We start from the raw sequence: 13,832 nt of genomic DNA on the forward strand, positions 1-13,832 counted from the left end.
GGGCCGTTCGACGCGGAAAATCGCCTGCGAGGCGCTGGTGGATTCTCGACGCCCGGATTCGGGTGTCGGTGGCGATTTTCCGTGTCGCTGGCCGGCGTTACTTCCGCGAAACGCGGGATATGTAATCTAAGCGCATAACATTTGGCTCATCGAAGGAGTAGTTCTCTCGTGACTGTCACAACAATCCCTGCTGCCCAGCTGGAGCAAGTCGCGTCCCTACGGCGCCGTGCTTGGCCTCCCGGGTTCCTCTGGGGGTCAGCTACAGCGGCTGCACAGATCGAAGGTGCCGCCCACCTATACGGCAAGGAAGACAGTGTCTGGGATGCGTTTGCACGGATCCCGGGAGCGGTCGCCAATGGGGACACGCCCGAAGTTGCCGTGGACCACTATCACCGGATGCCCGAAGACGTATCACTCATGAAGAGACTGGGTCTTGGGTCCTATCGATTTTCGACGAGTTGGGCGCGCATCAAGCCGGGGGACCGTGCGGTCAACCAAACCGGGCTGGATTTCTACTCCCGTTTGGTCGACGAGCTTCTTGAAGCTGGCATCCTGCCGTGGCTGACTCTATACCACTGGGATATGCCCCAGGCCGTTGAAGATAAAGGAGGCTGGGTCAATCGCGATACCGCCTTCCGATTCCAAGACTATGCCGAAGTGGTGTACGGCGCGCTCGGCGATCGAGTCCAGCACTGGACCACTTTCAACGAACCGTTCTGTTCGTCTTTGTTGTCCTATGCGGCCGGCCTTCACGCCCCGGGACGGACATCCCGAGAGGACGGGCTCGCGTCGGTGCACCACCAGAACCTTGCGCACGGGCTTGCTGTGCGCAGCCTGCGTGAATTTGGCGCCCAAAACCTCGGCATCACCCTCAACCTGTCGAACGCCATTCCAGCGGATCCAGGGAACCGGGTGGACATCGACGCCGCCCGCCGCTTCGACGCCCTGCAGAATCGGATCTACCTGGAACCCCTTGTCCTTGGAACGTACCCGGACGACTTCCAGGACGATGTCGCGGGCCTGGGCTTCGAGCAACTCGTCCACGACGGCGACCTCGCGACCATATCCGCGCCGATCGATTTCCTGGGCGTGAATTACTACCATGATGACAACGTGTCCGGACGCCCCCTGCCGGATGGCGACGCCGGTTTCGCCATGGCAACCGATCGCAAGATCGCTTCGCCGTATGTGGGCTCAGAGCACATCACCTTCCCGTCGCGCGGGCTCGCCCGCACAGGGATGGACTGGGAGATCAACCCGGACGGACTCCGCCATCTCCTCGCGCGGCTCGGCAGGGAATACCCGAACCTTCCACCGCTGTACGTGACGGAAAACGGAGCGGCGTTCGACGACGAAATCACCAATGCGAGACGCGTACACGACGTCGAACGCACCCAGTACGTCCTGGATCACCTTGAGAGCGTCGCGGATGCGATTGACGAAGGAGCGGATGTTCGAGGCTATTTCCTCTGGTCCTTGCTCGACAACTATGAGTGGGCATGGGGCTACGAAAAGCGCTTCGGTATGGTCCATGTGGATTATGAAACCCATGTCCGTACCATCAAGGACTCGGGACTCGTCTATTCCTCCATTATCGGACACGCCTCAGCGCCCAAAGACGCGCCTTCCGAATCGGGCAGCTGAAGGAGGTCCATGTTGAATACAGCGCAGACGGCAATGGAAGACCGCCCCGACGGCCCGGCCGACGAAAGTAACTGGTGGCGGCAAGCCGCCGTCTACCAGATCTACCCCCGAAGCTTCGCTGACTCGAACGGCGACGGCATCGGTGATCTCGCCGGGATCACCTCGCGCATTCCCTACCTCGCGTCTCTCGGAGTCGACGCCGTCTGGCTGAGTCCCTTCTACCCTTCGGCTCTCGCCGATGGAGGTTACGACGTCGACAATTACCGTGACGTCGACCCGAAACTCGGCACCCTGGCTGACTTCGACGTCATGATTGGCGCCCTGCACGACTCCGGCATCAAGCTCGTGGTCGATATCGTCCCCAACCACAGCTCCAACCAGCACCAGTGGTTCAAGGAGGCGCTGGCGGCGCCGAAGGGATCGCCAGAACGCGATCGCTATATCTTCCGTGACGGCATCGGTCCGGACGGGGCGCAGCCGCCGAGCGACTGGGAGTCGATGTTCGGCGGCTCCGCCTGGGAGCCTGTCGGGGACGGCCAGTTCTACCTCCACCTTTTTGCCCGCGAGCAGCCAGACTTCAACTGGGAGAACCAGGAGGTCCGCGCCGACTTCCTGACCACCCTCAGGTTCTGGTCGGACCGCGGCGTGGACGGGTTCCGCGTCGACGTCGCCCACGGGCTGGCGAAGGATCTGACTGCCGATCGGCTTCCCGCTTGGGCAACCGTGGACAGCACCGTGATGGACGGAAGCCACCCCTTCTGGGACCGCGATGAGGTTCATTCCATCTACGCCGAATGGCGGAAGGTACTCAACGAATACGATCCACCGCGCACCGCCGTCGCTGAAGCCTGGGTTGAGCCGAACCGGCGCGTCCGGTACGCCAGCCAGGACAACCTAGGCCAGGCGTTCAATTTCGATCTCCTTAGTGCCGACTTCGACGCTGGCCAGTTCCGGGCCGTGATTACCGAGAACCTGGCGCTCTCGGGGGAGTCCGGTTCCTCGTCAACTTGGGTTCTTTCAAACCACGACGTCGTCAGGCACCCCACCCGCTACGGGCTTCCCCCCAAGGATGCTGGCGGCACCGTGTGGCCCGGCCGGGCGTGGCTGCTCACCGGCGGACTCCGGCCCGTCCTCAAGCGTGACCTCGGGCTCCGCCGTGCGCGAGCGGCCACGCTGCTGATGCTTGCGCTCCCGGGCTCTGCCTATCTATATCAAGGCGAGGAACTTGGTCTTCATGAGATCCCGGACATCCCCGATGAAATGCGCCAGGACCCCACATTCTTCCGTAACAGGAACGTCGACGTCGGCCGCGACGGTTGCCGTATCCCCTTGCCTTGGTCGGCTGATGGCCCCTCATTCGGCTTCGGCCGTGGGGCCGCCCATCTGCCGCAGCCCGCAGGCTTTGCGAGGTTGTCGGTTGACGCCCAGAAAGGCGATCGGTCGTCCACCTTGTGGATGTACAAGGACGCCCTTCGCTTGCGGAGCAGTCTGCGGACTTCCGAAACTCTGCGGTGGGTCGACTCCGGGAACTCAGACGTCCTGCACTTCCAACGCGACGGCGGGTGGGAGTCAGTCACGAACTTCCAAGACCAGCCAATCGCTCTGCCGGACGGGGAGATCCTCATCAGCAGTTCAGTCGTCACGGGCGGGAAACTTCCCGCGAACTGCACCGCATGGCTTCTTCGTGGGGAGCCGAAGACCCCGGGAAAACACGTCCGCGAAGGGTAACCGACCTGTCATCCGATCGAAACAATTGCTCGCTAGGCTTAATCGCAGTTGGCTGGAAGGCCATTTTTTCAGATTCAAAATCTAAGCGCATAACAATGCGGCCGCCGGAGCCCTCTGATCCTCTGGCCGAATCTACCCATCCTGAATTTGTCCGAACCGCGGCACGCGCCGCGCAATCGAAAGGGACCGGTCATGAGTGCAACAGGCATATCGCTCGACCGCGTTGAAAAGACTTTCCCCCTCAAGAAGCGGAACATGTACACCGCGCTCAAGGACGTCACCCTCGAGGTCGGGCAAGGCGAATTCCTCGCCTTGCTCGGCCCCTCCGGGTGTGGCAAGTCGACCATTCTCCGCATGATCGCTGGCTTGGAGAGGCCCTCCGCAGGCAGACTGGCCGTCAACGGGCGCGAGCCGCAGGAGCTCGTGAACGAACACCGGCTCGGTGTAGCTTTCCAGGACCACGCGCTCCTTCCGTGGCTGACTGTCTACCAGAACGTCTCGCTTCCCTATCAGCTGGCCAAACGCCCCGTGGACTCGGCCCGCATCGAGGAACTGCTCGAACTAGTCGGCCTGGCCGATTTCCGCGATGCCCACCCCCGGCAGCTCTCTGGTGGAATGCGGCAACGCGCCTCGATTGCCAGGTCCCTCATCCTGAAACCGGATGTGCTTTTGCTAGATGAACCCTTCGGGGCCCTGGACGCCGTCACGCGGCGCAGGATGAACCTGGAGCTGGCACGGATCTGGGACGAGGAACGCACCACTACTGTGCTTGTCACGCACGACGTCGAAGAGGCAGTCTTCCTCGCACAGCGCGTGGTGGTTCTCGCCGCCAACCCGGGCCGGGTCCGGCACGAGGAAGTCCTTTCCTTCGACACAGTCCGGACCGAAGGACTCGAACGGACCGCGGAGTTCCACCACGTCGTCGACCGGCTCACGCGAATGCTGGACGCCTCATGAGGCCCCAGACAAAGAAGATTGTTCTCGGGATCATCGGTGCGCTCACCCTGATCCTCGTTTCGGAGGTTGTCGGCAGGCTCGGTCTAGCGGGAAAGGCCTGGCCGGCACCTATCGACGCCGTCTGGTCCGTCCTTGGGTCCAAGCTCTCTAGCTCACTCTTGTTTCGAGCCCTTGGCGCCACCTTGGCTTCAGCGGGAACCGGACTGCTCATCGGATCATTCGTCGGCACGGCCGTGGGCTTCCTCGGGTTCCTACTCCCGCCCCTGCGAGCGGGCCTGGACCAGACCGCTTCGATTCTGAACACCATCCCGCTCGTGGCGCTCGCGCCGCTGCTTATCGCGCTCGTCGGGCCGCAGGGAATGTCGGTGCTTACCGCGGCGCTCGGCTCGGGTTTCGCGATGTTTGTAGCAACCGCATCGGGGCTGGTGGCGGTCTCCGCCACCCATTCGGACTTGTTCAGGGTCTCCGGAGCTTCCCGCCTTCAGCACATTATCCGGCTGAGCCTGCCCAGCGCCGTGCCCAGCCTGCTCGGAGGCCTCACCCTTGCCGGCTCCGGGGCTGTCCTCGGTGCCGTTCTTGGGGAATGGTTCGGTGCGCCCACCGGTCTGGGCGTACTGATGATCAGCTCCATGCAGAACTTCCAGGTCAAGCTGCTCTTCGTGGTAGCCCTCACAGCTGCCCTCGTCTCGCTCATCGCTTTCTACGCCATGGTGGCGATTCAAAAGATGGTCGGAAAGAGGTTCGTGTGACCAAGGAATCTCCAGTTCTCGCTACCCGCCTCGCATCCGTACCGAACGTCGGAGCCCCACGACGCCAACGGCTCTCGCCGGCAGTTAGGGCATCACTCGGCCGCATCCTCACGCTGGGCTGGCCGATCATTGCGCTGCTTCTGCTTTGGGAACTCGTCGCCGTCCTCAACGGCTACACGGATCTTCTCCTGCCCCGCCCGCTGAGCGTTGCGGCGCATATCTTCAACAAGCCGCAGACGTTTGCCGAACCGACACTCATCACCCTCGCGCTCGCCGTCCCGGGCACGGTGCTCGGCCTCGGCGTTGGGTCCGGTCTGGCGATCCTGGTGTGGTATTCGTCCATCCTCGACGGACTCATCACCCCCACCACCAGTGTCCTGCAAGCTATCCCGGTGGTTGCAATGCTTCCCGTCATCGGGCGGCTTGTTGGCTACAACGAAATCACGATCATCGTCATCGTCATGCTGCTTTCGTTCTTTCCCACGTTCGTTCTGGTCCTTGGCCGGCTCCGGCAGGCGAATGGCTCATCCGAGGATGTCTTCCGCGTCTTCGGAGCCAGCCGCCGGAGCACCCTTTTTCGGCTCCTGCTGCCGCAGGCGGTGCCCGGCCTGCTCGCAGCCATCCGAATGACGGCACCCTTTTCCATCGGCGCAGTGATCCTTGCGCAGTATTTGCTCTCCATCGGCGGGCTCGGGCAACTGATTACCGATTCGATTGTCCGCAGCGACACTGTGACCGTCTGGGCCATCGCCTGCATCACGTCAGTTGTGTCGATCATCGTCTTCGCCCTCACCAAGAGGCTCGAAGACCACGTTTCCGTGAGATTCAAATAGGTCCCACCACTCAGGAATTGCTCCCACCCCAATTTCGAACAACTACTACCTTCGAACACTCCCTTTCGAACAGGAGATCCACCATGAACCAACAGTTTTCACGCCGCAGCCTTCTCGGCGCCGGCCTTGGCCTCGGCGCGCTCGCAACGGCCGGCGCCCTGAGCTCCTGCAGCAGCAGCGGAAGCAGCCCGGCGTCGTCGGAGGCGGCATCGCCCACGAAGCTGCGCATAACCCTCGGCTGGGTGTCGAATGTTGAATTCGGCGGCTACTTTCTTGCCGATGACCGCGGCTACTACAAGGACGAGGGCCTCGAAATTGAGTTCCTCCCGGGCGGAGCAAACGCGCCATCAGCGGCGCAGAGCCTCGCGGCAGGGAACGCCGAGATTGGGCTCTCACCGTCCATGAGCGACACGATTGTCGCTGCGGCGAAGGGCAACGACTTGAAGATCCTCGGTGCAGTCTTCCAAGACAGTCCTGGCGGAATCGTGTCCCTGACCAAGAAGCCCGTGAAGACACCCAAGGACCTCGCTGTGGCAAAGGTTCTGGGGCAAGGCGGAACCCAACCCTACCTGGACGCCATCCTTGAGCTCGCGGGCCTGCCCCCGGCTACCTACAAGCTCATTCCGGCCGGGTTCGACCCCTCGCCCCTCGTGGACGGCCAAGGCGACGCCTACACCTGCTACGTCACCAACCAGCCCACCACCCTCGAGACCCAGTTCGGGCTCGTCAAGGACAAGGACTACGTAACCGTTACTTACAGCGAGCTGGGACTTCCCTCCTACGCAGATGTCATCGTGACCACCGGCAAGTTCGCCAGCGCGAACGAGGACGCGATCGTCAAGTTCCTGCGTGCCAGCATCCGGGGCTGGCAGGACAACGTTGCCGATCCGTCCATCGCAGCCACGCTGTGTGTAGAAAAGTATGGGGCCGACCTCGGACTCGATCTTAAGCAACAGATCCGACAGAACGAGCTGCAGGCACCCTTGATCCAGTCCGCTTTCACGAAGACCCATGGTCTCCTCAATATGGATACCGCGCTGCTGGACTCGAAAATGCTCCCTGCCATGAAGGCGGCAGGACAGACGCCCGTGCCGGCAAACGTCAAGGGAATCGTCGACTTGTCTTACATCGCCAAGGCCTTCAACGGCAAAACCACCCTCTAGACCCCTTGGGCCGCGTTTGCAACCACACGAGTAGAAAGGCTCCGGTTACCCTCCAATGACCACCACAGGTCCGGAAACGCGACGCCGTCTTGTCGCGCTCGATGTCGACGGCACCATCATGCACGACGATGGACGCATCAGTGAGGCAGTCGTTGAACAGGTCCGGAGGATTGCCGCCTCGGGAGACGAGATCACGCTCGCGACGGGCCGCCCCGTTGCGAGCGTGATCGGGGTCCTGGGCCACCTCGGTATCTCGCCCGAGTACGTCGTTTGCTCCAACGGGGCCATCATCATCCGGCGGGACGAATCGGTGGAGCAGAATTACCGCAAGGAGTTCGTCGCGACCTTCGATCCCACGTCCGCGCTCCACACTCTGCGCTCACACTTGCCCGGTGCCCTCTATGCGGTGGAGGACGAGCACGGAACTTTCCTGTACACGGAAATTCTTCCTGGTGAAAACGGTGATGACCCGAACTCACGGCGAGTCCGTTTCGACGAGCTCCTTGGTGGGCGGGCAACAAGGGTGGTGGTTGTTGCTCCCGACGCCGGGACCGCGGAATTCTTCGACATCATGAAAACCCTCGGCCTGCACCACGTCACTTACTCCATCGGACAGACAGCATGGCTTGATATGGCTCCCCGGGGGGTCAACAAGGCTATTGCCTTGGAGAAGGTGCGGCGGCTTCTCGGGGTCGACCGCGCAGACGTCGTCGCTTTCGGAGACGGCCGGAACGATATCGAAATGCTGCGCTGGGCCGGAGCGGCCGGTCAGGGTTTTGCCCTGGGGCAGGCCCCCGAGGAAGTCCGAGCCATCGCTTCCGCGGTCATTCCCTCGATTAATGAAGACGGCGTGGCCGCGGTGCTCTCGCGCTTATGAGCCCGCCTGTGAAGCGTACTGCCGGGGCCTATCCTGCCGGGGTACGATGTTTCGGCGCTGGAAGGGACAGGCGAAATCCGCCGAATACCACAGCGACGCGTGACCGGATAAGCGAAATTCGTCATCACAATGGAGCCCTCATCAATGGCCAAAAGCCCGACTGTTTACGACGTTGCATCCGCCGCGGGTGTTTCGACTGCCACGGTTTCCTTCACCTTCCGGAACCCTGACCGCGTCAAGGAATCCACCCGGGAAATTGTGCTGGCAGCCGCAAAACGGCTTGGATACGTACCCAACGCCAGCGCAAGGAGCCTGGCGCGGGGCCGTACGGGTGCCTTGGGATTGTTCGCCTATGACTTCATGTGGAATGCCCCGGACCGTCGGGTCGCCCCTGGGCAGTCCCTGCCCGGGAGCCACCTGTTACAGGGGGAGCCATACGACGATTTCCGGCTGTTTCCTGTGTACTTAGACGAGGTGCAGCGCGGCTTCGAATTGCAATGTTGGCGGCGCGGATTCGAGCTCATCCTCGGCGGCCGACAGGATGAAATCGGCGAGAACATCATCAACGAGATGGCCGGACGCGTGGATGGCCTCGCGGTTTTCCCGCGACGGCTCGCACCGGAGACCTTGTCGCACGTCTCAAGGAGAATACCGGTGGTTGAATTCGCCTCCGCCGGGACCACCGACGACTACTGCCACATCACCGCGGACAATGCAGGCGGCATGGCCATGATCGCCGATCATTTGATTTCCGTGCACAACATGACAGATTTCATCTTCGTCTCGTCGGTGACGAATGCCGACAGCGAAGAACGCCGGCTTTCCTTCAACGAGGAACTCCGGGGGAGGGGAATCGCCGCCCGGCCTCCGTTGAGCCATTCCCTCGCCACGATCACCGCGGATCTCGCAGGCTTGAGCGACGCCGGTTCCCTTCCACAAGCGTTCGTCTGTGCCTCGGATCTGGTCGCGCTTGAAGTCGTGGACGCATTGGCCACCTTGGGCGTCTCCGTTCCGGCCCACGTTGCGGTCACGGGGTTCGATGGCGTCGTCGCCGGCGCCGTCTCTCAACCAAGCATCACTACCATTCGGCAGCCAATGAGCGACATCGGTCGATTGGCAGCCGACATGCTCATTGCGCGGAGCTCGGGTGAGACCACTGGCAGCGAGTCCGTTGTCCTCCCCGTCAGGATGATCGTTCGCGGCAGTTGCGGCTGCGCTTGAGCGGCGATGACCACGACGGCGCGTGGGCACCGGCGGTGCCACGCCAGCGCCGGTTTTAGCTCGCGCTGCCTGGCTCCAGCCAGTATCCGTCCTGGTGGTGCACGAGTTGCCGGCCCAGGCCTCCGGACAACTGGATCCAGAGCGTGCTGCGATCGTCCGTCATGCCGTCCAAGGTGCCTACGATCCTGTTGCCGCGGGTGTCCTGCAACACCAGCTCCTGGTTGAGCGGAAGTTCCGGCCACACATCTGCGTGTGCCCTGATGGTTTGGGTGGTGCTCACGGGATCTCCTTGGTGCTTCCTGCAATTTGTTTTCAGACATTCTTCCCGCGGCATGTGAACCGGCGGTAAACGACATGCCATGTAGCGACACACAAAACGAAGCTGTCCCAGGATGTTACTGCGGAGTAACATGGCGGTTATGCATTTGCTTCTCCGAACCCTCTTGCTCTTGTTCACCTCGTCCAGGCGGAGCCGGCTCAACGTTTGGGGCACGTCCTCCTTGCCCATGCGTGTACTGCCCACGGACATCGACATTGCAATGCATGTCAACAACGGCATGTATTTCTCGCTGATGGACCTTGGGCGCTTCGACCTCATGGTGCGCGCGGGGATCTGGCAAAAGATGCGCAGACGCCGCTGGAGCCCCGTGGCCGCCGGCGAGACGATCGCGTTCAGGAAGTCGTTGCAGCTCTGGCAGCAGTACACCATCGAGTCCAGGATCATCGGGCTCGATTCCAAAGCGATCTACTTTGAACAACGAATGGTGGTGGACGGCGAGATCTACGCCCGCGCGCACATTGCCACCCGGCTTGTCGCCAACGGCCGGCCGGTGAGCCAGGAGGAAATCCTGGCCGAGTTCGGCGAGCCGCCCGCGGACCTCGAGCTTCCGGAATGGATCCACGAGTGGCGTGAGAACAACGCCCTCCCCGGCGCCCGGAGGGCCGCCCCTCACCTCTGGCACTAGCCGAAGGTGCCGGTCGGGCCCAAGCCAGCCGGCCGCCGTCGTGCTTTATTCCCGGTTTGCCGGGTAGCGAACAAGGGCGACTTAGGCGGCGCCGTCGCGTACCGTGGAAGCATGGCTACAGTTGACATCACCGGCGAGCAGTTCGCATCGACCATCGAGGGCAATGACATTGTCCTCGTGGACTTCTGGGCTGCGTGGTGCGGCCCTTGCAGGCAGTTTGCCCCCACATACCAAGCCGCTTCCGAGAAGCATGACGATGTCTTCTTCGCCAAGGTGGACACCGAGGCCGAGCAGCAGCTCGCCGCCGAAGCCGGCATCTCCTCGATCCCCACGCTCATGGCCTTCCGCGAAAAGGTCCTCGTGTTCTCCCAGCCGGGCGCACTGAACGGACCCCAGCTCGAGCAGGTCATCGAGGCCGTCAAGGGGCTCGACATGGACGAGGTTCACGCGCACATCGCAAAGCAGCGCGCCGAAAACTCCTAGCAAACGCCATCGGCTGTTGCCCACTTTCCCGTGGGCAACAGCCGATGCTAGTTAGAGGCGCTCGAGCTTCACCGGCTCCGCCAGCAGCGCACTGAGGGATTCGTTGAGGTCCTGAACGGCGATGCCCTTGGAATGGATGTCGAGGTGTTCCTCCGAGGCCCACTGCTCAGTCAGGACCAGCTTGTCCTCGTTGGCTTCGGTGAGCTCGTAGCGGATGCAGCCGGGTTCGTTCACTACTTCGTCGATCGCGATTTCCAACGCGAGTTTCACGCGGAAGAATTCGCCGTCGTTGGGGATGAACGTGGCCTGCAGGTCAATGGGTGCACTCATGGGATTCACATTACCGGCTGGCCCGGCAAGCCCCTGAAATATTTTGTAGGACTTCCAAGCAAAAGTCTTCTCTTGGACCGGCGGAGTTGGTAGCGTGCGTTCATGCTTTCCTACACAGCCGGGGACACTGACGTCCCGCTGCTTGAAGAGACCATCGGCGCCAACTTTGAACGCGTCGCGGCGCGGTTTCCGTTGCGGGACGCGCTCATCGAAGCCGCCGTGGTGCCCGGCGATGAGGCCCGGCGCTGGAGCTACGAAAAACTGAACGACGACGTCGATCGCCTCGCGCGTGCGCTCCTCGCCGTGGGCGTCGCCAAGGGTGACAGGGTGGGCATCTGGAGCCCGAACTGCGCCGAGTGGACCATCCTGCAATACGCCACGGCTAAGGTGGGGGCGATCCTGGTCAACGTCAACCCGGCGTATCGCAGCCACGAACTCGAATTCGTGGTCCGCCAGAACGGCATGCGGATGCTGGTGGCTGCGCCATCGGATAAGAACAGCGACTATGTGGCCATGGCCCGGGAGGCCTTGGCCGGCTGCCCGGAGCTTCGGGAGCTCGTGTTTCTTCCCGATCTGGGACTGGACATGCTCAACGCAGGCGAGCCGCAAACTGACGCCGAGCTGACGTTCGCCGAGCTACTCAAGCGGGCGGACGACGTTGCGCCCTCAGCGCTCAAGGCGCGCATGGCGGAACTGGACCCGCACGATCCCATCAATCTGCAATACACTTCCGGCACCACGGGATTCCCCAAGGGCGCCACGTTGACCCACCACAACATCCTCAACAACGGCAACCAGATCGGCAGGCTGTTGGGGTACACGGAACGCGACCGCGTGGTCTTGCCGGTGCCGTTCTACCACTGTTTCGGCATGGTGATCGGGAACCTGAACGCGTTGAGCTTCGGTGCTGCCACGATCATTCCGGGCCGCGGATTCACCCCGGCCGCCGCCCTGGAAGCGGTTCAGGATTTTGGCGGAACCTCGCTGTACGGAGTACCCACCATGTTCATCGCCGAGTTGGCTTTGCCCGATTTCGCGTCCTATGACCTCTCCACGCTGCGTACCGGCGTCATGGCCGGCTCACTGTGCCCCATCGAGGTCCTGGAGCGTGTCATCGGGGAGATGAACATGCGGGACGTGGCCATTTGCTACGGAATGACCGAGACTTCGCCCGTGTCCACCATGACCCTCGCGGCGGACACCATTGAGCAGAGGACCACGACAGTTGGTCGCACCATGCCCCGGCTCGAGTCCAAGATCGTGGATCCGGGCACCGGCGAAACCCTGGAACGCGGAGGAATCGGCGAGCTGTGCACGCGCGGCTACGCCGTGATGGACGGGTATTGGGGCCAGCCGGAGAAGACAGCCGAGGCAATCGACGACGACGGCTGGATGCACACGGGGGACCTCGCCCGGATGGACCCCGACGGCTTTATCGTGATCGAAGGCCGCATGAAGGACATGGTCATCCGCGGAGGAGAGAACATCTATCCCCGCGAAATCGAGGAGTTCCTGTACCGGCATCCCGCGATCCAGGATGTCCAGGTCATCGGGGTGCCTGACGCCAAGTACGGCGAGGAACTGATGGCCTGCATCATCCTCAAACCGGGAGCAGCGTTGGACTTGGACGGAGTGCAGGAGTTCTGCCGCGGCAAATTGGCCCACTACAAGATCCCCCGCTACGTGGACATCCGGGAGAGCTTCCCCATGACAGTCTCCGGCAAAGTGCGCAAGATCGACATGCGCGAAGAAGCGATCGCCCGCCTCGGACTCTAATTCCAACGCGGGGTCACTTACGGCCCATGTTGAGCGGCAACATGGGCCGTAAGTGACCCCGCGTTGGCTTGCTTGGAAGTCAGCCTGTGGATAACTCCTTGCCGGGGTCAAATTGCGGACAAACTGGATCCCATGGTCCGCATCAATCCGCTGCCGAAGGAAATCAGTAGCCGTCCTTTCACCGTCTATGAATCCCGTGTGCTTGGCGTCGCTCCGAAGCGGCTCCGGGCCAGGGACGTGTCCGACGGCGGCCGGCTGATCTACTTGCCTGCGGCTCGTGACTTTGAGTTTGCCGAACAGGCGCGGGTCCTTGCCGCGGCAACACCGGGCGCCTGGGTGTCCCATGAGAGCGCCGCGGTACTGACCCGGCTCGGCCTTCCTCCGTGGCTGGGCGGCGAAGAGACGGTCCACCTCAGCAAGCCCAATGAGCTTCCCCGGGTCCGCCGGACCGGAGTGACGGGGCACCGGGTGCGCATCCTCCCTGACGAAGTCACGGAAATAGACGGAATCCCGGTGTCCTCTCCGTCCCGGACGTGGCTTGACCTGGCGAATCAGTTGCCGCTGCGGTACGTGATTGCCATGGGCGACCAGTTGATCCGCATGCCCCGGCCGGGCCTTGAAGGAAGGACGGAGCCCTACGCGAACAAGGAAGGGCTGCGCCTCCTGATCCGCCAGCATCCGAATATGAAGGGCGTGGAGAAGGCCCGGCTTGCCCTCGAAGACATGAGGGTCGGAGCAGACTCGTTTCCGGAGACATTCCTGCGGCTCGCAATGTTGGATGCGCGATTGCCTGAACCGGAATTGCAGCTCCGCTTCGATCCGGACGATCCGTGGTCGCCGTCCGCGGACCTGGGGTACCGGCGGTTCCGGATCGCCGTGCAGTACGACGGCGCACCGCATCTCACGCGGGAACAGCAGACACGGGACAACCGGAGGGACGAAGCTTTCACGAGCGCCGGCTGGTCCTACTTCAAGGCCAACGCCCATGACCTGGCCGAAGGGTTCGCCGGCCTTATTGTCCGGATCAAGCGGGCGAAACTCCCAACGCGGGGTCACCTACGGCCCATGTCGGGCAGCAACATGGGCCGTAAGTGACCCCGCGTTGG

The 13,832-nt window shown here is 62.4% G+C and carries 14 protein-coding genes; 12 read left to right on the top strand and 2 right to left on the bottom strand.

From position 1 onward, the window contains the following. The first annotated feature begins 168 nt into the window (after positions 1–168). From QRN52_RS13685 to QRN52_RS13720, 8 genes are all read left to right on the top strand, one after another. Positions 169–1,644, top strand: coding sequence for a GH1 family beta-glucosidase (locus QRN52_RS13685; RefSeq protein WP_476901812.1), 1,476 nt, complete (start codon positions 169–171; stop codon positions 1,642–1,644). A gap of 9 nt (positions 1,645–1,653) precedes the next feature. Continuing rightward, the gene (locus tag QRN52_RS13690; RefSeq protein WP_284753324.1) at positions 1,654–3,372 is read left to right on the top strand and encodes a glycoside hydrolase family 13 protein; all 1,719 of its coding nucleotides are present in this window, start codon (positions 1,654–1,656) and stop codon (positions 3,370–3,372) included. A 192-nt stretch (positions 3,373–3,564) separates the two neighbouring features. After that, positions 3,565–4,329 carry an ABC transporter ATP-binding protein gene (locus QRN52_RS13695; RefSeq protein ID WP_284753325.1) on the top strand — a complete coding sequence of 255 codons (765 nt, stop codon included), beginning with the start codon at positions 3,565–3,567 and terminating at the stop codon, positions 4,327–4,329. Then, the gene (locus tag QRN52_RS13700; RefSeq protein WP_284753326.1) at positions 4,326–5,078 is read left to right on the top strand and encodes an ABC transporter permease; all 753 of its coding nucleotides are present in this window, start codon (positions 4,326–4,328) and stop codon (positions 5,076–5,078) included. The genes QRN52_RS13695 and QRN52_RS13700 overlap by 4 nt, the downstream gene beginning before the upstream one ends. Continuing rightward, a complete protein-coding gene (locus QRN52_RS13705) occupies positions 5,075–5,911 on the top strand; it encodes an ABC transporter permease (protein WP_284753328.1) in 837 nt (278 codons plus the stop codon). The genes QRN52_RS13700 and QRN52_RS13705 overlap by 4 nt, the downstream gene beginning before the upstream one ends. A gap of 83 nt (positions 5,912–5,994) precedes the next feature. Then, on the top strand, positions 5,995–7,074 hold the full coding sequence (locus tag QRN52_RS13710; RefSeq protein WP_284753329.1) for an ABC transporter substrate-binding protein: 1,080 nt from the start codon (positions 5,995–5,997) through the stop codon (positions 7,072–7,074). Positions 7,075–7,129: 55 nt separating this feature from the next. Then, a complete protein-coding gene (locus tag QRN52_RS13715; RefSeq protein WP_284753330.1) occupies positions 7,130–7,951 on the top strand; it encodes an HAD family hydrolase in 822 nt (273 codons plus the stop codon). Positions 7,952–8,095: 144 nt separating this feature from the next. After that, entirely contained in the window at positions 8,096–9,172 is a 1,077-nt protein-coding gene (locus tag QRN52_RS13720) for a LacI family DNA-binding transcriptional regulator (protein ID WP_284753331.1), read from the top strand. A gap of 55 nt (positions 9,173–9,227) precedes the next feature. Here the strand turns inward: QRN52_RS13720 and QRN52_RS13725 are convergent, their stop codons facing one another. Continuing rightward, positions 9,228–9,452, bottom strand: coding sequence for a hypothetical protein (locus QRN52_RS13725; protein WP_284753332.1), 225 nt, complete (start codon positions 9,450–9,452; stop codon positions 9,228–9,230). A 139-nt stretch (positions 9,453–9,591) separates the two neighbouring features. Here QRN52_RS13725 and QRN52_RS13730 point away from each other — a divergent pair, with 139 nt between their 5' ends. Beyond that, positions 9,592–10,137, top strand: coding sequence for an acyl-CoA thioesterase (locus QRN52_RS13730; protein ID WP_284753333.1), 546 nt, complete (start codon positions 9,592–9,594; stop codon positions 10,135–10,137). A gap of 111 nt (positions 10,138–10,248) precedes the next feature. Then, positions 10,249–10,620 (top strand): thioredoxin family protein, encoded by a 372-nt coding sequence (locus QRN52_RS13735; RefSeq protein WP_059387274.1) that lies wholly within the window; start codon positions 10,249–10,251, stop codon positions 10,618–10,620. A gap of 51 nt (positions 10,621–10,671) precedes the next feature. Here QRN52_RS13735 and QRN52_RS13740 read toward each other — a convergent pair whose 3' ends face one another. Next, positions 10,672–10,950 (bottom strand): putative quinol monooxygenase, encoded by a 279-nt coding sequence (locus QRN52_RS13740; protein ID WP_284753335.1) that lies wholly within the window; start codon positions 10,948–10,950, stop codon positions 10,672–10,674. A gap of 102 nt (positions 10,951–11,052) precedes the next feature. Between QRN52_RS13740 and QRN52_RS13745 the strand changes: the two genes are divergently transcribed. Both QRN52_RS13745 and QRN52_RS13750 read left to right on the top strand, forming a co-directional pair. Then, positions 11,053–12,726 carry an AMP-binding protein gene (locus QRN52_RS13745; protein ID WP_284753336.1) on the top strand — a complete coding sequence of 558 codons (1,674 nt, stop codon included), beginning with the start codon at positions 11,053–11,055 and terminating at the stop codon, positions 12,724–12,726. Between the two features lie 132 nt (positions 12,727–12,858). After that, a complete protein-coding gene (locus QRN52_RS13750; RefSeq protein ID WP_284753337.1) occupies positions 12,859–13,821 on the top strand; it encodes a putative endonuclease domain-containing protein in 963 nt (320 codons plus the stop codon). The last annotated feature ends 11 nt before the right edge of the window (positions 13,822–13,832 follow it).

It is taken from the genome of Arthrobacter sp. efr-133-R2A-120, from assembly GCF_030209835.1.
Lineage (GTDB): Bacteria > Actinomycetota > Actinomycetes > Actinomycetales > Micrococcaceae > Arthrobacter.

What these genes read in the sequence shown, in the direction of transcription:
- QRN52_RS13695 (WP_284753325.1), top strand. Translation starts at nt 3,565, where the DNA reads ATGAGTGCAACAGGCATATCGCTCGACCGCGTTGAAAAGACTTTCCCC.
- QRN52_RS13700 (WP_284753326.1), top strand. Translation starts at nt 4,326, where the DNA reads ATGAGGCCCCAGACAAAGAAGATTGTTCTCGGGATCATCGGTGCGCTC.
- QRN52_RS13710 (WP_284753329.1), top strand. Translation starts at nt 5,995, where the DNA reads ATGAACCAACAGTTTTCACGCCGCAGCCTTCTCGGCGCCGGCCTTGGC.
- QRN52_RS13735 (WP_059387274.1), top strand. Translation starts at nt 10,249, where the DNA reads ATGGCTACAGTTGACATCACCGGCGAGCAGTTCGCATCGACCATCGAG.
- QRN52_RS13745 (WP_284753336.1), top strand. Translation starts at nt 11,053, where the DNA reads ATGCTTTCCTACACAGCCGGGGACACTGACGTCCCGCTGCTTGAAGAG.
- QRN52_RS13720 (WP_284753331.1), top strand. Translation starts at nt 8,096, where the DNA reads ATGGCCAAAAGCCCGACTGTTTACGACGTTGCATCCGCCGCGGGTGTT.
- QRN52_RS13690 (WP_284753324.1), top strand. Translation starts at nt 1,654, where the DNA reads ATGTTGAATACAGCGCAGACGGCAATGGAAGACCGCCCCGACGGCCCG.
- QRN52_RS13750 (WP_284753337.1), top strand. Translation starts at nt 12,859, where the DNA reads ATGGTCCGCATCAATCCGCTGCCGAAGGAAATCAGTAGCCGTCCTTTC.
- QRN52_RS13715 (WP_284753330.1), top strand. Translation starts at nt 7,130, where the DNA reads ATGACCACCACAGGTCCGGAAACGCGACGCCGTCTTGTCGCGCTCGAT.
- QRN52_RS13740 (WP_284753335.1), bottom strand. Translation starts at nt 10,950, where the DNA reads ATGAGTGCACCCATTGACCTGCAGGCCACGTTCATCCCCAACGACGGC.
- QRN52_RS13730 (WP_284753333.1), top strand. Translation starts at nt 9,592, where the DNA reads ATGCATTTGCTTCTCCGAACCCTCTTGCTCTTGTTCACCTCGTCCAGG.